This is a genomic window from Lysinibacillus fusiformis, assembly GCF_016925635.1.
In the GTDB taxonomy this organism is placed as follows: domain Bacteria; phylum Bacillota; class Bacilli; order Bacillales_A; family Planococcaceae; genus Lysinibacillus; species Lysinibacillus fusiformis_F.
Genome location: NZ_CP070490.1, coordinates 1556396 through 1577749, shown reverse-complemented (window position 1 = coordinate 1577749; position 21354 = coordinate 1556396). Strand labels below are relative to the sequence as shown.

Here is a 21354-nt window from a genome sequence, read left to right as displayed (position 1 = left end):
AAAGTTACATTTGTTAAGAATGTGATATACTTGAATGTGTATGGATTCGTAATGAAAAGTGGGGGATGCCACGTGCAAATTATCGAACATTTCACAGATTTAACGCCTGTGAATATTGTTATTAACTTCATTGATGTACTGCTCGTTTGGTACGTTGTTTATAAAGTCTTAACCCTCATTAAAGGTACGAAGGCTGTCCAATTACTTAAGGGAATATTCGTCATTATTATTGCGCGAATTGCAACAGACCTTTTAGGGTTACAAACACTTGGCTGGATGCTTCAACAAGTTATTGAATTTGGTTTCCTAGCGATTATTATCATTTTCCAACCGGAAATCAGACGTGGTTTAGAACAAATTGGGCGAGGAAAGCTATTTCAACGCTCATCTAGTCAAGAAGAAGAAGAACAAACAAGGCTTATTGAGGCTATGAAGAAATCTGTTAGTTATATGGCTAAACGTCGAATAGGTGCGTTAATTTCCATTGAAAAAGAAACAGGTCTTAATGAATATATTGAAACGGGTATAGGGCTAAATGCTGAAATTTCATCAGAATTACTGATAAATATTTTTATACCAAATACGCCGCTACATGATGGGGCGGTTATTATGCAAAAAGATAAAGTGACAGCAGCAGCTTGTTATTTACCTTTATCTGAAAGCCCATTTATTTCAAAAGAGTTAGGGACACGCCACCGTGCTGCTCTTGGCTTAAGTGAAGTCACAGATGCTATTACCATTGTTGTATCAGAAGAAACAGGGGCAATTAGCATAACATTAAATGGTAATCTCCATCGAAATCTTTCTCTAGAGGAGTTCGAAACATTATTACGAAAAATGTGGTTCGGATCAGCACAAGAATCAAATGCATCCTCTAAGTTGACTTGGAGGGGGAAAAAGAATGGATAAAATGATGGATAGCCCTTGGGTATTAAGAATCATCGCGCTATTTTTGGCATTTTTGCTTTTTTTCTCAGTTCGTACCGAGTTATCACCGTTAAATAAAGCTACCTCAAATGAACAAACGGATGTCATTCGCGATGTTCCAGTAGATGTTTATTATGATAATGAGAATCTTATTGTGACAGGTTTACCTGAAACCGTAGATGTAACGATAGAAGGTCCAATGGCATTGGTTTTAAAAGCAAAAGGGGCTAAGGATTTTTCTATATTTGCCGATTTAAGCAATTTATTGCTAGGAGAGCATGATGTCAAACTGCAATACGAAAATATTTCAAACAAGTTAAAGGTTACATTAGACCCTGCAACCGTCCATGTAAATATTGAGGAAAAGGTCACGCAGGAGTTCCGAGTGGACCCTGAAATGAACAATCGTCTAATCGAAGAAGGTTATATATTAAAAGATATGACAGCCAATCCACCAACTGTTTATGTAACGGGTGCAAAAAGTGCTATTGAAAGCATTAGCTATGTAAAAGCAACTGTTACAGGGGAGCAAGGCTTAAAGCAATCATTCTCGCAGGAAGCAGCGGTAAAAGTATTAGATCGAGATTTAAATAAGTTAGATGTGACTATTGACCCTGCAACTGTGAAGGTTCAAGTAGATATAGGGGAGTACAGTCGAGAGATCCCAGTGGTCCTCAAGGAAACAGGGCAAGCGGCGGAAGACATTATTATCAATTCATTAACATTTACACCGAAAATGATTAAAGTGTATGGTAGAAAATCAATTATTGACAGTTTAACGGCTATTCCAATAACAGTGGACCTGTCAAAAATTACTGAGTCCAAAACTTATGAATTTGATGTAAAATTACCAGATGGTGTGACAAAAATATCTGACAAGAAAATAAAAGTGAATGCAGATATTACAAAGGTTGAGCAAGAAGAACAACAGAAAACACCAGCTTCTACAGAGGAAACGCCACCTCCTACTGAAGAAACTGATGTGACAGATGAGAGCACTACAACTGATAAAAATACATCAACCGAAGAATCGGAAGATATTGATTCTTAAACAATATGTGACTATAATTTTATTTTGATTCTAAATCAAAAATCCAATCCAGGTTTGTCTTGAGTAGTAATTCAGGATTCATCAAACAAACTGACAGAGTGGAATATTAATAATTACCAATGAATGAATAAAAGCAGACTTTTCCAAAAGTAAGCGGACAAGTGTCTAATGCTTCATAGAAACTCATTAGGCACGGTCTTGCATTGAAGGAGAGAATAAGTAGAATGGGTAAATATTTTGGAACAGATGGCGTCCGTGGCGTCGCGAATAGTGAATTAACACCAGAATTTGCATTTAAACTTGGACGTATAGGTGGCTATGTTTTAACAAAGGATGCAACTGAACGTCCAAAGGTTTTAATTGGTCGTGACACACGTATTTCAGGTGAGATGCTTGAAGGTGCACTTGTGGCTGGACTTTTATCAATTGGGGTAGAGGTAATGCGTCTTGGTATTATTTCAACACCAGGTGTGGCATATCTTACTCGAATTATGAGCGCAGATGCAGGCGTCATGATTTCAGCTTCACATAACCCAGTTGCTGATAATGGTATTAAATTTTTCGGTCCTGATGGCTTTAAGCTAACAGATGCCCAGGAAGCGGAAATTGAAGAGTTAATTGATGCGCAAGAGGACACATTACCACGTCCGATAGGAGCAGATTTAGGATCTGTAAGTGACTATTTCGAAGGTGGTCAAAAATATATTCAATACTTAAAGCAAACAGTGGATGAAGAATTTGATGGTATTCATGTAGCGCTTGATTGTGCACATGGTGCAACTTCATCATTAGCTACACATTTATTTGCTGATTTAGAAGCTGACATTTCTACAATGGGCGCTTCTCCAACAGGCTTAAATATTAATGCTGGTGTAGGCTCAACACATCCAGAAGGACTAGCTAAATTTGTTACCGAAAAAGATGCAGATGTTGGTTTAGCATTTGATGGCGATGGTGACCGTTTAATTGCTGTAGATGAAAACGGGAAAATTGTTGATGGTGACCAAATTATGTTTATCATTGGTAAGCATTTAAATGCTGTAGGACGATTGAAGAAGCAAACGATTGTTTCAACAGTAATGAGCAATATGGGCTTCTATAAAGCTGTGGCTGACAACGGGATGCAAAGTGTACAAACAGCTGTAGGTGATCGTTATGTTGTGGAAGAAATGCGTGCCAATGAATACAATTTAGGTGGCGAGCAATCAGGGCATATCGTCTTCCTAGATTTTAATACAACAGGTGATGGCTTACTGACAGGTATTCAGCTTGTCAACATTATGAAAGCGACGGGTAAAAAGCTTTCAGAACTTGCAGCTGAAATGAAAATCTACCCTCAGCGTCTTGTCAATGTGCGTGTAACAGATAAGCATGCTGTAACTGATAATGCGAAAGTCGCTGCAGTTATTTCAGAGGTGGAAGCTGAAATGGCTGGAAATGGTCGCGTTTTAGTACGTCCTTCAGGTACAGAGCCATTGGTACGTGTCATGGTCGAAGCGGCAACAGAAACAGATTGTGAGCGTTTTGTCGAGCGTATTGCGGATGTTGTACGTGCAGAAATGGGCTTAACAGAATAACAATATAGAAAACCCGATTTCCGTAAATAGGAAATTGGGTTTTACTTGTTTGAAAAGAATGTTTTAAATAAGCGAGATGGGGAACAGTAATTAGGAGTCACAATAACAAGGAGTGTTTTATTGATATGGCTAAAATTGCTACAGTTATAACAGATATGTTTGAGGACATTGAGTTTACAAGCCCTAAAAAGGCTTTAGAAGCAGCTGGACATCAGCTAGTAACAATTGATACAGAAGCGGGCAAGGAAGTTAAGGGCAAGCATGGAGAGTCAGTGAAAATTGATAAAGGCATTGATGAAGTAAAAGCTACTGATTACGATGCGCTATTTATTCCTGGTGGTTTTTCTCCTGATCTATTACGTGCGGATGATCGTGTAGTAGCATTTGCAAAGTCCTTTATGGATGAAATGAAGCCTACCTTTGCCATTTGTCATGGACCACAACTTCTTATTACAGCAAAGACATTAAATGGCCGTGATGCCACAGGCTATAAATCCATTCAAGTAGACTTAGAAAATGCAGGGGCAATCTTCCATGATGAAGAAGTATTTGTCTGTCAAAAGCAGCTTGTAACAAGTAGAACGCCAGACGATCTTCCAGCATTTAATAGAGAAATCGTTAAATTATTAGACAGTAAATAAAGGATAGGCACAAGCATCGTAATTGCTTGTGTCTTTTTTGTATGATCTATTGAATAACATTATATAGCTGTACAAAGCTAATCAAAGTACATGAGTATAACTTTGTCTACATATTTGTCACGAAAAAGCATTGGGACTAGGTGTTTTTTATAACGAAAATTTGACGGATAGCATATGATTGAGTATGATGGAGAAGTTGAAGATGAGGTCCGACCTTATCCTTTAACGAGCGCCCAAGGAGGGAAAGAAAGCGCAAAATCGGAAAACAATTATAGCGCCTGAGCTGAAGAAATCGGACGAAAAGATCTTCAGCAGACGAGGTGGAGGTTTATCGAAAATTCGGCGGATGCCTCCCAATCGACATACCCGATTGTCATTTTTCATTTTGAAAGCATTTGAGTGATTGAATGTACAGAAAATGGAGAAGGTATAGTAAAAGCAATAGATAAATAGAAGAAGCTTCACATATCGAAAATCTCTATTCAGTTGGCTGAGTGGAGTGAGTAGCTTGCATGTATAGGAGTGCTTTATTTTTTTATTAAAATAAAGCACTGCTTGTCCATTCAAAAAAATTCGATAGGATGAGGCCTAGTTTGTCATTGCGTTAAATTGACAATATCGGAGGACGAGAATTATGTGTGGAATTGTAGGATATATTGGTGAATCAGATGCAAAGGAAATTTTATTAAAAGGTTTAGAAAAGCTTGAATACCGTGGTTATGACTCAGCGGGTATTGCAGTGCGTAATGAGGAAGGCGTAACGGTTTTCAAAGAAAAAGGGCGTATTGCAGATTTACGTGAGGCAGTAGACGAAGACATTGCAGCGAAAATTGGTATCGGTCATACACGATGGGCAACACATGGTGTGCCAAACCGTTTAAATGCCCACCCACATCAAAGTGCATCAGGACGCTTTACACTTGTGCATAATGGGGTTATTGAAAACTATCATTTATTGCAAAAAACCTATTTAAAAGGCATTCCAATGAAATCTGATACAGATACAGAGGTTATTGTGCAATTAGTAGAGTTATTTGTGAAAGATGGTCTAAGCACAGCAGACGCTTTCCGTAAAACGCTATCACTATTACATGGCTCTTATGCACTGGCACTATTAGATGCAGAAGCGGCAGATACAATCTTTGTAGCAAAAAACAAATCACCACTTCTAGTAGGGATTGGAGAAGGTTTCAATGTTGTTGCGTCAGATGCAATGGCGATGCTACAGGTAACAGATCAATACGTAGAGCTTCACGATAAAGAAGTAGTTATCGTACACAAAGCAAGTGTGGAAATTACAAAATTAGATGGTACTGTAGTAGAGCGTGCGCCTTATACGGCGGAGCTTGATATGAGTGATATTGAAAAAGGGACATATCCTCACTATATGTTAAAAGAAATGGATGAACAGCCTACAGTTATTCGTAAAATCATTCAGGCATATGAAGGGGACAATGGCGATTTAACAATCGATGCGGAGATTTTAGAAGCATTACGAGCAGCAGATCGTTTATATATTATTGCGGCGGGCACAAGCTATCATGCCGGTCTCATCGGTAAACAATATTTCGAAAAAATGGCGGGTATCCCAGTAGAAGTTCATATTTCTAGTGAATTCGGCTACAACATGCCATTACTTTCAGAAAGACCATTATTTATCTTCATTACACAATCAGGTGAAACAGCAGATAGTCGTCAAGTACTTGTAAAAATTAAAGAGCTTGGCTATCCAACATTAACGATTACAAATGTACCTGGCTCTACGCTATCACGTGAAGCGGATCATACATTGTTATTACACGCAGGTCCAGAGATTGCAGTAGCTTCTACAAAAGCCTATGTTGCACAAGTAGCAGTACTTGCATTAGCAGCCTATGTAACGGCAAAGGCAAATGGCAAAGGCTTAGAATTTGATTTAAAACAAGAGCTTGCAATTGCCGCTAATGGCATCCAAACAATTATCGATTCAAAAGATGTGTTAGAAGACATTGCGGAAGATTACTTAAAAATCGCACGCAATGCATTCTTCATTGGCCGTAATATGGACTTCTATGTTAGCCTTGAAGGTGCCTTAAAACTGAAAGAAATCTCTTACATCCAAGCAGAGGGCTTTGCTGGTGGAGAACTGAAGCACGGAACAATTGCCTTAATCGAAGAAGGTACACCAGTGTTTGCGCTTGTTACACAAGCATCAGTAGGGTTAAATATCCGTGGTAATGTCAAAGAAGTAGCAGCTCGTGGTGCCTATCCATGTATTATCGCGATGGCTGGCATTGATGAAGATGGTGATCGTTTAGTCATTCCACAGGTAAACGAGTTACTAACACCACTTGTTTCTGTAGTACCACTACAATTAATTAGCTACTATGCTGCACTACATCGCCGCTGTGACGTGGATAAACCACGTAACCTAGCTAAATCGGTGACTGTTGAGTAAGAATAGAATATGAAGAATTATTGTTGTTCAGTTACAATAAAGTTCTATACTAGACAAAATAGTTGTATACTTTACAATAAAGTCTTATACTGGACAAAAAAGTTGTATACTGGATATTCAAACAATTTCTATGAGTGATTCTAACTATATTATTGTATATAAATAAGATAAACCTTGATACAGTATGATGCTGTATCAGGGTTTTTGTTTTTTCAAAATGGCTTTCAAACCTTTCATTTTTCTAACTATATATATATAAAGTAGGTACATTAAAATAACCTTGGTACATTGTCTACTGTGCCAGGGTTTTGTTTTGTCATTATTACCGTTGAATTATAATCCTTAGAGCAGGAATTAAAACTTTTTTTAAAAAAAAATTGCTATTAATTAATGAGTTGTAGAAAGGTATCAAAAATAAACTTCTTAATTTTGATATGTATCAACATATGCATATATTCTCCACATTTATAGTCTATACTTTATTTTTAAATGTTCTGTAGAAAGGTTGCGTGAGAGTATTTGTTAGAACAATTAAATTTAATACTTGCATTTGGGGCTGGATTATTATCATTTGTATCACCTTGTTCATTACCATTGTATCCTGCTTTTCTATCTTATATAACAGGAATATCCTTTAATGAACTAAAAGAAGAGAAAGGGATCTTAAGACGAAAGTCTTTAATACATACCCTGCTTTTTTTACTTGGTTTTTCTATTATTTTTATGGCATTAGGTTTCTCAACTTCTTTTATCGGAAAGATTTTTATTCAGTATAAAGAGTTACTAAGGCAATTTGGAGCAATTTTCATGGTCTTTTTTGGATTAGTTATTCTAGGTTTCTTTAAATTCGATATTTTACAATCGGAAAAAAAGATTAGTTTTAAAAAAAGGCCCAAAGGATATTTTGGCTCAGTACTTATTGGTATGGGTTTTGCAGCTGGATGGACACCTTGTACTGGACCAATTCTTGCCGGAGTAATAGCTTTAGGAGTGTCTAACCCCGGGCAAGGAATGTTGTACATGTTATTTTATGTGCTAGGTTTCTCTATACCTTTCCTAATAATGTCCTTATTTATTGGAAAAATGAAGTTTCTTCAAAGAAAAAATGGACTGTTTATGAAAATAGGTGGTGCAATAATGATTCTGATGGGGGTTTTATTGTACTTTGATATGATGACTAAAATTATTGCGTTTTTAACACCTATTTTTGGAGGATTTACTGGCTTTTAGTTTTATATCATATAAGAGGGGAAGGAACCAAACTTAATTATGGATAAAAAAAAGAGACGATTTCTTATGCGTTCAATTATATTAATTGTATTATTTGGGGCAATATTATTTACAGTATATACAACTTTAACTAAAGAAAAAAATGAAGTATTACAAATAGGGGATAATGCTCCAAATTTTACTCTAGTTGATATGTATGGTGATAAACATAATTTGGAGGAATACAAAGGACAAGGTGTCTTTTTAAACTTTTGGGGGACTTGGTGCAAACCCTGTGAAAGGGAATTCCCAATTATAGATAGATATTATAAGGAATATAAAGAAAAAGGTATACAGGTATTAGCTATAAATATAGCAGAATCCGACTTCGTGGTTCAAAATTATATTGACCGAAAAGGTTTAACTTTTCCGGTATTAATTGACAAAAACAAAAGTGTAATGGAAGCATATAATATAAATCCATTACCAACGACTATTCTTATTAATTCAGAGGGTAAAATAGAAAAAATAATCACTGGAGAAATGAAAGAACAGGATATAAAGAGTTACATGGAACAAATTTTACCAGACTAAGTAATAATTTTTTAGACTAATAAGAGAGGTGAAAAAATTAGTGAACAAAATCTCTACAAAATTAGCATCGTGTTTTTTTATTGTAGTGCTAATAATGGATTTATTTCTTATGTTTTATCTTCATCGAAATATAATTAATTCGAGAGTTGAAGAAGAATATTATACATTATTGGCGAATGGTGCTAATCATAGAGATGTTTTAATTGAAAATTTTTCTGAAACTACAATAAAACATATCGTTTTGATGGAAAAAAGTAAAGATCGTGCGGTGATCATTACCGATAATAAAGGAAATATCATTGGTAGTTCAGATATTAGTGAATCTTTAAGTGGACAAATAGTTTCTTTAATAAAGAACGTAGACGTAGAAACAGATGAATTATTGACTTCTAACTGGAAAGAATCCCCTTATATTATGAGTGTGCATCCTTATATCTCAAATACAAATCAATCTGGATACGTTTTAATGCTACAAAGTACTGGTTCTCTTAATAAGATGGTTCATGAATTAACTGAACATTTTGGTATGGCAGGTGCTACAAGTTTTATTGTACTTTTTATTGTTTACGCGGTTCTGTCAAAAGTTATAACAAGACCTTTAATACGGATGAAAGAGGCAACAGAGAAATTAAGCAAAGGTGAGTTTAATGTAAAGCTTGCAATTAAAAGTAAAAACGAGCTTGGTGAGTTAGCAAGTTCAATTCAGAAATTAGCCAATGATTTAGAACGTTTAAAAACAGACCGGAATGAATTTCTGGCGTCAGTGGCTCATGAATTAAGTACACCGTTGACATATTTAATTGGATATTCAAAAGTAGCGATGAGAGAGAGTCTAAGTAAGAAACAAAGAGAACAGTATCTTGAAATTATTGTTGAAGAGTCCAATAGAATGAAGGAATTGGTAAAAAATTTATTAGACTTGGCTAGAATGGACGAAAACACATTTACTGTCATGAAAGAATCTTTCTCTGCTCGATATTTTTTCGAAGCAATATGTAAACTTGTTGCTCCTTCATATGATCTCAAGAATATTAAGTTGAACTTTGTTTGCACTGAAGATTTTCAAATATATGCTGACCCATTACGTTTAGAGCAAATTGTCATAAACCTATTGGATAATGCTTTGAAATATTCAAAGGAAAATACAGAGGTAACATTAAAGGCTTGTAAAAATGAAGGGAAAACAAGAATTGAGGTTATTGATACAGGTATTGGCATTCCACAAGAAGAAATTGACTTCATTTTTGAGAAGCTATATCGTGTTGAGAAATCACGTTCTCGTGCATATGGTGGTTCAGGAATTGGACTTGCTGTTGTGAAGGAATTAGTAGAAGCACACAATGGTACCATTGAAGTCAAAAGTAAACTTGGAGAAGGAAGTACATTTACGGTGATCATATAACACATGGAGGTTAAATATGCAGACAATTTTGATTGTGGATGATGAAGAAAGAATGCTCGATTTAGTCGAATTATTTTTAATTCCACATGGATATACCTGTATTAAAGAAAAGAGCGGAATAAAGGCAATAGAGAGAATTAAGAAAGAAAATATCGATCTCGTTTTATTAGATGTTATGATGCCTGAAATGGATGGATGGGATGTTTGTGAATCTATTCGTGAATTTTCAAAAGTACCCATTATAATGCTAACTGCAAGAGCTGATAAATCTGATTTAGCTAAGGGACTTTTATTAGGTGCAGATGACTATATATCCAAGCCATTCGATGAAAGAGAGTTAATAGCAAGAATCAATGCTGTTTTGCGTAGAATTGTCGGATTTGAAAAGGATAATGAAAATATCACTTTTAAAGATTTTGTTTTAGATAAAGAAACATATTCTCTACACTACCAAAATTCAAGTGTGCAACTTACTTTAAAAGAATTTTTAATTATAAAAGCATTAATATCTCGACCTTCTAAGACATTTACAAGAGAGGAATTACTGCATGCTGCATGGGAATATGAAACAGATACAGATACGCGGACTGTTGATTCACATATAAGAAATCTAAGAGAAAAATTAAGTAAATCTGACTTTCCTACCGATGAGTTCCTTAAAACGGTTTGGGGAATAGGGTATAAATGGAGTTAAAAGGAGAAAAGTATGAAAAATTACAAAATTTGGTTAGGTCTATTAGTTATTGTTTTAGTTTTAAGTGCTTGTAATTCAAAAGAAAAAGATAGTTATTCATTTGAAGAAGTGGATAACCCAAAAATTGAACATATACATGGTTTGGGATATATAAATGGTAAAAGTGATTTTGTAATTGCAACACATAGAGGATTGTATAAATATGGTGTAAAGGGTTGGGAAGAAGCGAACAGCCAAAAACATGACTATATGGGCTTTCAGGCGGTCAAAGATGGCTTCTATTCAAGTGGACATCCTGAGGAAGGCTCAAACCTTAAAAACCCTTTAGGAGTTATAAAAAGTACAGATGAAGGAGCAAATCTAGAACAATTAGCCTTTTACGGCGAAATTGATTTTCATTATCTTGCAGCTGGTTATGATTCGAATACAATCTATGTCATTAATGAAACACCTACAGAGAATATGAGTGGTGGATTGCATTATTCAATTGATGAAGGGAAGTCTTGGACTGAATCAGCTATGAATGGCTTTAATTCCGAGTTTGTTTCTAATTTATCAGCTCACCCTTCCAAAAAAGAAATAGTTGCAATTGGTAGTAAAGATGGAATCTTTGTTTCGAATGACTATGGAGTTAACTTTAAATTACTTAAGTCTACTCAAATGGTTACATACGTAACTTTAAATGAGAATGGGGGTTACTATACAAACTATGACTCAAATTCTGTTTCCCTTAGATCATTCTCATTGGATAGTAAAGAAGAAAAAAATATACAACTCCCAAACGAGATAATGCAAGACCCAATTATTTATATCGCTTCTAATCCTACTAATCGAGAAGAAATTACTTTTGTAACAAATAATCTTAACTTCTATCTTTCTAAGAACGAAGGGGAATCGTGGGATAAATTAGCTTCAGAAGGGGAATTAAAAATAAAATAAGGTTATTGAAGGGTGATTGAGATGTATAATTTGATGTCTCAAATTAGTCAAACCATAAGTGAACCAGTTTCTGTATTCTTAAATTCATATGAGCATTCCCCAATCATTATATCTATCCTCCTTGGGTTGATAGGTGCATTTGCTCCATGTCAACTGACTGGAAATATTAGCGCTATTACGTTATATGGTAATCGTACTATCCAATTAGGTAGTAATTGGAGAGAGATCGTTTCGTTTATTATGGGTAAAGTCATAGTATATAGTGCAATTGGTTTGTTGGCGTGGGCATTTGGACAAACATTTGAAAACAAAATAATTAATTTCTTTCCGGTTTTCCGAAAATTGATTGGTCCTCTATTAATACTTACCGGACTTGTGTTAATGGGGACAATAAAGTTAAGAATATTAAATCGAATTTCAAAGAACGTTCCTACTATACTAAAAGAAGGTTATATTGGTTCCTTTTTTCTAGGAGCTAGTTTTGCAATTGCATTCTGTCCAACAATGTTTGTACTCTATTTTGTATGGCTAATGCCAACCGTTATGTCGACTTCATATGGATTAGTGTTACCTGCAATATTTGGATTGGCAACATCAATACCTCTTGTCATCATCTTATTTTTTATATGGTACTTTGATATTAAGGGATTAGTAATGAAGAAAAGTATTAAAGTAGGTAGGTTTATTCAAAAAATAGCCGGAGTTACTCTTTTTATTATTGGAATTTTTGACACAATTACTTATTGGGGAATGTAAATATAAATAATTTAGAAACAAATAAAAGTACATTGCTTTTCAAACATTAATAGAAATCACTATTGTTACAAGTGTTAAGTTTAGATTACGTAACTTGTTCTCCATATTTTCTCCACATATTTTTTCTAAGATACATGTGTAGATTACTATGAGGAGAATAATAATATGGAAACACATTTAATAAAAAAGGTTGCGATTTTAGTAGTAATCTTCTTAATACTAGGTTCAAATTTTGTTTATAGAGTTCATGGCGCAATGAAGGTCGAATCTCCTTTGATTAGCAGTGAAGCTGCTATATTAATAGATGAAAAAACGGGGCGAATTTTATATGAAAAAAATCCAAATCAGAAGATGGCTCCTGCTAGCTTAACAAAGATAGCAACTGCAATATATGCAATTGAAAAAGGGAACCTAGAAGACATTGTCACAATTAGTAAAAATGCTAGAGAAGTTGAAGGAACTAGGGTTTTTTTAGAAGAAGGAGAAAAGGTTAATCTAAGAAAGCTTATTCAAGGCTTACTTGTGAATTCTGGTAATGATGCAGGTATTGCTATTGCTGAGCATTTGGATGGGTCTGTAAAACAGTTTTCGACTAGTATAAATAAATATTTAGAGAATATTGGAATACAAAATACGAACTTTGTAAATCCCCATGGACTATATGATCCAGATCATAAAACTACTGCACAAGATTTAGCAAAAATTACGAAATACGCAATGCAAAATAAGGAGTTTCGTAAAATTTTTGGTCTAAAGGAACTTAATTGGGATGGCAAATCGTGGGATACTACTCTTTATAGTCATCATAAATTAATGAGAGAGCGACCTTATGAAGGAATAACGGGTGGAAAGACTGGATATGTTGATGAATCAGGAATAACTCTTATAACAACAGCAACAAGAAACGATATATCGGTTATTGTCGTAACGCTTAAAGCGCAAACAGAAGACATGGCCTATAACGATACAATAGAACTTCTTGATTATGCATTTGAGAATTTTGAGTCTAGGAATATTCCGATGGGAAAAATATATAAAATTGATGAAATGTCCTTTAAGACCAAAGAAAAACTCGATTATATAGTTTTACAACATGAAACAGTTAGTCAAAGAATCTCTGGAAAGGGTCATTTAGAGCTATTAAATCAAAATCAGGATACTATCGCATCTTTTCAGTTAGAAAATGCCAATAGTAAAATAAATAAAAATGTAACTCATAAAGACACAGAGGACTCGAATTTAAATCAGGATGCATCGGTGTACACAAAATTTAGCGTAATGTTTATTTTCGTCCTATTCATCTATTTAAAGTTTATTCGAAAGAAGAAATTAATATAAATTAAGACAAAGAATGAGGTACATTTTTATCCTCATTCTTTTTTTGTTAAATAATAATTTTATTCAAATTACAATTCATAATTTTTGCATAACTTTGGGGTAAATTAAGATTAAATAAGAAATATTTTTTCTAGGAAACCTAGGAGAAATGAATTCAAGAAAAATGAGGGAACATTCACTAAAAAAATAGTACACATCTGATTTATATTTAGAGGAGTGATATTTGATGGAGAGAAAAGAAAAAAGAGACCACATCCACAATCATAATGTTTCGCATGAACCAATAACAAATCATATGCAAGATGTTCATGAAAATTACAGCCCTAACAATAAGAAAAATAATGAACACAATCATCATCAACATAATCAAAGCGAGGGTAACAACAAACACCATGGTCATTCGATTTCTGATTTTAAGAAAAGGTTTTGGGTATCTTTAGTATTAACGATTCCAATATCATATTTATCCATGATGATTCAGATGCTTCTTGGATATAAAGTAAATTTTGCTGGTGACACATTATTACTATTCTTACTTTCAACAATAGTCTTTTTCTATGGAGGAAAACCATTTTTACTTGGAGCATGGAGTGAATTGAAAAATAGAACTCCTGGGATGATGCTATTAATTACTCTTGCTATCGTAACAGCTTATGTCTATAGTTCACTAACAGCATTTTTCATTGAAGGAAGTGACTTCTTTTTTGAATTAGCAACCTTAATTGTTATTATGCTTCTTGGACATTGGATCGAAATGAGATCAATAATGGGTGCTTCAAAAGCATTAGAAGAGTTAATTAAATTAATGCCTAAAGAAGCTCATAAGTTAGATGCATCAGGCAACCTTATTGAAGTATCTGTTGAAGATTTAAAACCAGGTGATCAAATACTAGTAAAACCAGGCGAGAAAATTCCCATTGATGGAATAGTTTTTGAAGGACACTCTACAGTTGATGAATCGATGTTAACTGGGGAATCAATTCCTATTGAAAAAAAGGTAGGTATGGAGGCCATTGGGGGTTCAATTAATGGAGAGGGTGTACTAAAAATAAATGTTAGTAAAACAGGCAGTGACACTTATCTTGCACAAGTAATCCAATTAGTAAGCGATGCAGAAAAAACTAAATCAAAAGCTCAAGGATTTGCTGATACAGCCGCTAAATGGTTATTCTATGTCGCTATTGTTGCAGGTATTATCACACTGGTTTATTGGTGGTCAACAGATGACTTTGATTTTGCATTAGAAAGAATGGTGACAGTTTTAATAATTGCTTGTCCTCATGCTTTAGGTCTAGCTACTCCTTTAGTAACATCACGTTCTACATCTATTGCTGCTAAGAAGGGTTTATTAATTAGGAATCGTACTTCATTTGAAAACGCATTTAAAATCAATAGAATTGTGTTTGATAAAACTGGTACCTTAACTGAAGGTAATTTTGGTATAACGGATATTCATCCAGTTACAGGGGTTAGCGAAAAAGAATTATTAAAGCTTGCTTACTCTGTAGAAATTCAATCTGAACATCCAATAGCAAAGGGAATTGTAAAAGAGGGTAAGAAGCAAAATATAAAAGTATCTGAAGTAAAAGGTTTTAAAAATTTAACAGGTAAAGGGTTAGTGGCTAATGTTAACGGGTCTGAAATTGCAATTGTTAGTCCAAATGTTTTAAAAGAAAAAAATATTAGCTTCGATGAAAGTACTTACGAAAAACTTGCACAACAAGGTAAAACCGTTATTTTTATATTAAAGGATAATGTATTTTTAGGCATGATTGCTTTAGCAGACATAATAAGGGATTCCTCTTATAAGGTTATAAAAGAATTGAGTGATTTAGGTATTGAAACCGTTATGATGACAGGTGATAACGTGCGTGTAGCAAAATATGTTGGTGAAAAACTAGGCATGACGAAAGTTATTGCTGAAGTATTACCCCATGAAAAAGCTAATAAGGTGAAAGGACTAAAAGAAGAAAATTCGAAAGTTGCAATGGTTGGTGACGGTGTTAATGATGCGCCTGCACTGGCTGAATCAGATTTAGGTATTGCGATCGGTGCAGGCACAGATGTGGCCATTGAAACTGCAGATGTAGTACTGGTAAACAGCAATCCAGAGGACATTCTGAATACATTAAAGCTATCGAAAGCTAGTCATAAAAAAATGGTCCAAAATTTAGGGTGGGCAGCTGGTTATAACATTCTTGCAATTCCACTAGCTGCAGGCGTTTTATATAGTGTAGGTATTGTTATTACACCTGCAATTGGAGCTGCTGTCATGTCCTTAAGTACGATTATATGTGCAATAAATGCACAATTGCTCAAAATCGAATAAGTAAAGATGAAGCAAAAAATTCGTCAAATATAATTTGACGAATTTTTATTATATTGTAAAAAAAAGATTCCAATTTCCTGATTAGTTAAAACTATATATTAAATTTTACATATAGTATATCAGAAGCTTAGTGAACAGAGGGGGGATATAAGTGTGTATAAATAACAACTTTATAGAAGATCAAGCTTTTCATATAACAGAAAAGATTTTGGGGAACTCCATATACAAAGTGGTGAGGATTGAAGGCTCGAGAAGCAATACTCATAATCAAAAATCGAACGGGGAGAACCTTATAACAAAACTAATTTTAGAAGACGAGAATGGTGTATTTTATTCAATTAAACCTGATCAATTTGGTCTTATGTTCGCAAATGGAGAAGTTAGTTATAAAAAATACTGTCGATTGCAAAAAAAAGATGACTTAAAAGTAATTAGTTATTCAATCATAGGAATGGGAATCATAATTAGTATGATGATAGGTCTCATGAAGCTTCTCTTAGTTTAATAGGGTATTCGGATTTTATGGTGGAAAAGGGCTTATAAATCACCCTTCTCCAAATTCTTAATAAGTGTGGAAAAATCGACACCAAAGTTGTCTGTAATGTCGTGATCATTCACTTCATACCAATTGAAAGTATCGTATAACATAGCTTTATTGAAAGCACTTGAATTAAATCGTGGCTTACGCTTTTTATGGAGCTTCTCATTGAAAAGGATTTTGGCTCGTAAGGCATCAAACGAGTAACCTCTACCCATTCGCTCTACCTGCCTAATAATGCTGTTAATTGACTCCGTATAAGCATTAGTGAGCCTTTTATCAAAGTAGTTGAATATTTCGACATGCCAGTTGTCTACGGCTCTCACGAGGTCTTTATATGCGTCTTTAGAGTTGCTGGACATACAACGGTGTCTCCATTGACTATAACGAAGATGACCTTCATCTGGATCAGGAGTATCCCATATCCAGTAAAACTCTTCTTTGAGTTCATAGGCTTCTTTTAAAGCAGGAAGATTACCTAACCAAGTATCTAAGAGGAATGATTCACGTTCATTTAGATCGTGTTTACGCTTTAGAAGGATAAACCTTTCACGCATAAGGGTACGTCTTTCTTTTTGGCTCATATGGGCTTTCAAAGACTTTCTGACGTTATCTAAGGCTTGATTAGCCATTCTAACTACATGAAACTTATCTACGACAACTTTAGCGTGTGGAAGGATAGTGTTCACTGCGTCTTTGTAGGGCTTCCACATATCCATTGTGACGTACTCAATGTAAGTCCTGTCACTGATTTCTGAAAGACGTTGGATGACTGTTTCCTTGTTACGGTTAGGCTTGATGTCATAAATAGTCCTGCGTTCAATATTAGTCAATACAAGCCGAGGTCTACGGATAATATGTATCTCGTCTATCCCAAGCCACTTAGGAGTTTCAAACTGGTATTCACGTTCTTTGAGTGCCACATAGTCCTTAAAAACGTTCCTAATGGTTTTCTCGTCAACACCAACGCTTTCTGCGACTTCTACAAAGGTCTTAGACATGGATTGCTCTTGAATGGACTTTAAAAGCCTTTTGGTCATACTACGCTTTTCATCTACAGATATTAGGCGTTCCCAGAAGGTAGATCCGCATTCACGACACTTGTATCGTCTACGGTTCAATTGTAAGCCCACTCGCTTTAAACGAATGGGCAAATCCATAATTAGTTGATTTCTTGAACTGTGTTTGTACAACTTGTCAAAACCACATTCAGGACAACGTTCAGGTGGTCCGACTGCTTCAACTTTAAACATCATATCGGTTTCATTTTCTTGTGGCGGTTCTATTGTTTTAATGTCTGGTAGGGATAATAAGTCTGACATATTATTCATCCTTTATTACTCTGCGGTGTTAAGGTATCAATTATAGATTTGATGTCGAAATCATCAGTGTTAAATTATTTTTGTGACCACAAATGCACTTAGAAAATCCCTTAAAGCATTAGCTGGTTCACTTGAATAGGGAGTTGTAAAAAAGTTCCCTTAGCCTGCACAACAAGATAATTTCGAAATATCTTTATCGAACGTAAGTGCAGCTAATTTTAGCCCTTCAGCCATTGTTAAATATGGTGCTAGGGTTTCTGTTAAATCTTCTATCGTTAAGCCAAATTTAACAGCTAATGATGCTGCATAGATGACATCTCCTGCATTCTCAGATACAATATGAACCCCTAATACTTTTAGTGTTTCTGCATCTGCTACTAGTTTAAATACACCGGTTGTTTCACGGTTTACAATTGCTCTTGGAACAGCATCTAAAGGTAATACAGATGTCTTCACATCATACCCTTTCTCTTTTGCTTGTTCTTCTGTTAAACCAACCGTTGCAACCGTCGGATTCGTAAACGTAACAGCAGGAACTACCGATAAATCTATTTTTTTGTTTAATCCACCAATAGCATTATCAGTAATAATTCCACCTTCATAGGCTGCTACATATACAAATTGTGGTCCTAAAGTCACATCTCCTGCTGCATAAATCTTTTCATTACTTGTTTGACCAAAATCATTGATCAGGATTTCATTATTTTTTCCAGTTTCAACACCTGCTGCACTTAAATTTAAAGAATCCGTATTTGGTTTTCTTCCAGTGGCAACAAGTAACTGATCTGATTCAATGACTTCTCTACTGCCATTTACTGTTACGTAAACCCTTTTTATCTCTCCACTTTGTTCAACACGCTCAAAAGTTGCCCCTTTGACAAGGTTTATACCCTGTTCAATTAACGCTTTTTCAACTGACTCTGAAATCTCAGGATCATACTCCTTTAAAAGTCGCTCACTTCTTTGCATAAGCGTTATTTCTGAACCTAAATGATGAAATAGTTGTCCAAGCTCCATTCCAATGTATCCTGAACCAATTACAGTTAATCGTTTTGGTATTTTCTTTAACTCAAGAAGTGTTGTACTAGTTAAATAGTCCATTTTTTCAAGTCCTGAAATTTGGGGCAACGAAGGCGATGCACCTGTTGCAATTAAAAAGCGTTTTGCAGATAACTTTGCCCCATTGACCTCAACCGTACTAGCATCAACGAATTTTGCTTCACCTTTAATTAAATCAAAATTATATTCATCAATTAAATCCATATATTTTTGATTCCGAAGTTCGCTCACCAATTTATCCTTTTGCGTGATTAAACTAGCTAAATCCACTTCTCCAGCGGATGTTTGTAAACCTATAAACGGATTGTCTTTTGATAAATGATTGATTTCCCCTGCCCTAAGAAGAGTTTTTGACGGAACACAGCCAATATTCACACAGGTTCCCCCAACCGTTCCACGCTCAATCATTCCAACTTTTGCACCGTATTCTATAGCTTTAATTGCCGAAGAAAAGGCAGCAGCACCAGAACCAATAATAAGAAGGTCATAATTGTCTTCATTAATTAACGCCACGTTTTCTAGTGATGATACTTCTTCAATTTCTCCGGCTTGGTAATTTGCTTCATCAATCGCCTTTATTGCACTTTCAACCTCAATATCATCGGGCAGTTCAAATACTGCTTCACCACGACGATAACTAGACTCAATATTTTTAGCACCTATCTTTTCAAGTGCTGATTCTACGTGTTTTTCACAACCCGTACAAGTCATTCCTGAAATGTTTACCTTAAATTTATTCATAAAAAAGCTCCTTTCGTTAATTAATCTCTCATGTTAATGTTTCTATTATTGGACACGAATGTAATTGCTTTTCATCTGGACATCGTTGTTTTAAGTCGTCTAACATAGTTTCAATTCGTTTTAAATCCTCTATTTGTTTTTGCACTTCCTTTTGTTTTTTAGAAACAAATTCGAACATATCTTGACAACGAACTTCATCTTTATCTACAACACCAAGTAATTTATAAATCTCGCTTAAAGAAAAACCAAGTTCCTGTATTCGTTTAATAAACCCAACACGCTTAACGTCATCATATGAATATATCCGATAACCAGCTTCCGTTCGGTGAGGTTCTTGTAATAAATTTTTTCGCTCGTAATATCTGATCGTTTCTTTATTAACTCCACATTTATCTGCAAACTCACTAATGCGATAAATCATCTTATTTCACCCCATGAATATTATAAACCGTGTACCATAGTACACGGTCAAGTAAATTGGACTATTTTATTTTTTTCCCAAAGTATCACTCGTATGTGATTGATACTTTTATATAATACTATTGATTATCCTAACATCCCACCAGAAAATCCGATTTAAACACCAGTTGTTTTTAAACTATTAAGAAAGTAATTCCACTATATATTCCGAAGACCCGTTTAATATCAATAGGGAAGATTAGTTATGATTGAATGGGGTATATAGTAAATAGGAGTGGTTATAATAAGACAGACTAAATTAACAGGAGGTATTTAAAATTGAAAATGAGCTATGAAGAATGTATTAAAGCTTGTCTAGAGTGTATGAAGGAATGTAATAAATGTTATCATGAATGTCTAGAAGAAGATGATGTTAAAATGTTAGCGGAGTGCATTCGTACCCTTAGAGAATGTGCCGATATTTGTGCATTTTCTGCTAAATCGATGCAGTCTGGTAGTCCATTCGTAAAGCAAATTTGTCAATTATGTGCTGAGATTTGTCAGGCATGTGGTGATGTTTGTAAAAAACATGAACATCATAAACATTGCCAAGAATGTGCAGAAACATGTTACCGATGCGCTGAAGTATGTAAAAAAATGGCTGTGTAGAAGATTTGATTTTATAAATGAAGAATCAATGATAAATAAAAGTAATTCTTCTAACGCGAAAATGTTTTAAACTCTGCTTATTTAGGAGCAGAGTTTTTTGATGGACTGCTAAAAAATTTAATTAAGTCACAGTGTTTGAATGTTAAATAAACGTGATATTTAACATATACTGCATAATTAGTGACGCATATAGTAAATTAAAACACCACTTTACATACCTAACTGGGGTATGGTAACATGAATGTGTGTTTAGAGGAGGTTGATAATTTACGGTGATGATGTAATTACAAATTTATCGTTTAAAGAAAGCTTGTTTGATAATGATAAACTGCATTAAAAGTGATGAAGCCAATATAAGTTAAAATCACAATTCGAAAGTTAAAAGGAAATATAAAAAAATTATTAATACCCTTTTACATTTTATAAAAATATTTCAAAAGAGAGGGATTTTTATGGAAAATAGAATCTTAAAGGTAACTGGAATGTCATGTGGTCATTGTGTAAATACTGTTGAAAAAAGTTTAGGGAAATTAGAAGGTGTTGATCAAGTAAACGTGAATTTAAAAGATGCACAAGTTGAAGTATCGTTTAATGAATCCCAAGTATCGCTTGAGAAAATTAAGGAAACAATAGAAGAACAGGGATATGAGGTAAAATAATATTTTTGAGAGTGCATAAATGCACTCTCTTGTTTTCAAAAATATATACCCCTATTGGGTATGAGGAAGGTGA

General features: G+C 34.6%; 18 protein-coding genes. 15 read left to right on the top strand and 3 right to left on the bottom strand.

Going from position 1 to position 21354, the window contains the following annotated elements; genetic code table 11:
* Positions 1–72 precede the first annotated feature (72 nt).
* The 13 genes from cdaA to JTI58_RS07735 all read left to right on the top strand — a co-directional run bounded on the left by cdaA (position 73) and on the right by JTI58_RS07735 (position 15894).
* Positions 73–909, top strand: a complete 837-nt coding sequence (gene cdaA, locus JTI58_RS07795) for a diadenylate cyclase CdaA (RefSeq protein WP_016995289.1) — start codon at positions 73–75, stop codon at positions 907–909.
* Complete coding sequence (locus JTI58_RS07790) at positions 902–1978, top strand: CdaR family protein (protein WP_205446145.1); 1077 nt, start codon at positions 902–904, stop codon at positions 1976–1978. The genes cdaA and JTI58_RS07790 overlap by 8 nt, the downstream gene beginning before the upstream one ends.
* A 224-nt stretch (positions 1979–2202) precedes the next feature.
* On the top strand, positions 2203–3555 hold the full coding sequence (gene glmM / locus JTI58_RS07785; protein WP_205446144.1) for a phosphoglucosamine mutase: 1353 nt from the start codon (positions 2203–2205) through the stop codon (positions 3553–3555).
* Between the two features lie 125 nt (positions 3556–3680).
* Positions 3681–4196, top strand: a complete 516-nt coding sequence (locus JTI58_RS07780) for a type 1 glutamine amidotransferase domain-containing protein (protein WP_205446143.1) — start codon at positions 3681–3683, stop codon at positions 4194–4196.
* 634 nt (positions 4197–4830) lie between these two features.
* The gene (glmS, locus tag JTI58_RS07775) at positions 4831–6633 is read left to right on the top strand and encodes a glutamine--fructose-6-phosphate transaminase (isomerizing) (protein WP_205446142.1); all 1803 of its coding nucleotides are present in this window, start codon (positions 4831–4833) and stop codon (positions 6631–6633) included.
* A gap of 519 nt (positions 6634–7152) precedes the next feature.
* Positions 7153–7863 carry a cytochrome c biogenesis CcdA family protein gene (locus JTI58_RS07770; RefSeq protein WP_009374095.1) on the top strand — a complete coding sequence of 237 codons (711 nt, stop codon included), beginning with the start codon at positions 7153–7155 and terminating at the stop codon, positions 7861–7863.
* A gap of 39 nt (positions 7864–7902) precedes the next feature.
* A complete protein-coding gene (resA, locus tag JTI58_RS07765; RefSeq protein WP_036075026.1) occupies positions 7903–8436 on the top strand; it encodes a thiol-disulfide oxidoreductase ResA in 534 nt (177 codons plus the stop codon).
* 40 nt (positions 8437–8476) lie between these two features.
* Positions 8477–9838 (top strand): sensor histidine kinase, encoded by a 1362-nt coding sequence (locus tag JTI58_RS07760; RefSeq protein WP_009374093.1) that lies wholly within the window; start codon positions 8477–8479, stop codon positions 9836–9838.
* Between the two features lie 16 nt (positions 9839–9854).
* Positions 9855–10532, top strand: coding sequence for a response regulator transcription factor (locus JTI58_RS07755; protein WP_009374092.1), 678 nt, complete (start codon positions 9855–9857; stop codon positions 10530–10532).
* A gap of 12 nt (positions 10533–10544) precedes the next feature.
* Entirely contained in the window at positions 10545–11471 is a 927-nt protein-coding gene (locus JTI58_RS07750; protein ID WP_009374091.1) for a F510_1955 family glycosylhydrolase, read from the top strand.
* A 21-nt stretch (positions 11472–11492) separates the two neighbouring features.
* A complete protein-coding gene (locus JTI58_RS07745; protein ID WP_009374090.1) occupies positions 11493–12227 on the top strand; it encodes an urease accessory protein UreH domain-containing protein in 735 nt (244 codons plus the stop codon).
* A 165-nt stretch (positions 12228–12392) separates the two neighbouring features.
* Complete coding sequence (locus JTI58_RS07740) at positions 12393–13565, top strand: D-alanyl-D-alanine carboxypeptidase family protein (RefSeq protein ID WP_009374089.1); 1173 nt, start codon at positions 12393–12395, stop codon at positions 13563–13565.
* Between the two features lie 226 nt (positions 13566–13791).
* The gene (locus JTI58_RS07735) at positions 13792–15894 is read left to right on the top strand and encodes a copper-translocating P-type ATPase (protein ID WP_009374088.1); all 2103 of its coding nucleotides are present in this window, start codon (positions 13792–13794) and stop codon (positions 15892–15894) included.
* Positions 15895–16431: 537 nt separating this feature from the next.
* On the opposite strand, the gene JTI58_RS07730 is transcribed toward JTI58_RS07735, so the two are convergent.
* The 3 genes from JTI58_RS07730 to merR form a co-directional block, all read right to left on the bottom strand.
* Entirely contained in the window at positions 16432–17754 is a 1323-nt protein-coding gene (locus tag JTI58_RS07730) for an ISL3 family transposase (RefSeq protein ID WP_009374086.1), read from the bottom strand.
* Positions 17755–17913: 159 nt separating this feature from the next.
* Complete coding sequence (merA, locus tag JTI58_RS07725) at positions 17914–19554, bottom strand: mercury(II) reductase (protein WP_002440486.1); 1641 nt, start codon at positions 19552–19554, stop codon at positions 17914–17916.
* Positions 19555–19582: 28 nt separating this feature from the next.
* Positions 19583–19975: a mercury resistance transcriptional regulator MerR gene (gene merR, locus JTI58_RS07720; protein WP_001863748.1), complete on the bottom strand. Its 393-nt coding sequence runs from the start codon at positions 19973–19975 to the stop codon at positions 19583–19585.
* A 317-nt stretch (positions 19976–20292) separates the two neighbouring features.
* Here merR and JTI58_RS07715 point away from each other — a divergent pair, with 317 nt between their 5' ends.
* Entirely contained in the window at positions 20293–20622 is a 330-nt protein-coding gene (locus tag JTI58_RS07715; RefSeq protein ID WP_009374082.1) for a four-helix bundle copper-binding protein, read from the top strand.
* A gap of 452 nt (positions 20623–21074) precedes the next feature.
* The gene (gene copZ, locus JTI58_RS07710; RefSeq protein ID WP_009374080.1) at positions 21075–21281 is read left to right on the top strand and encodes a copper chaperone CopZ; all 207 of its coding nucleotides are present in this window, start codon (positions 21075–21077) and stop codon (positions 21279–21281) included.
* The last annotated feature ends 73 nt before the right edge of the window (positions 21282–21354 follow it).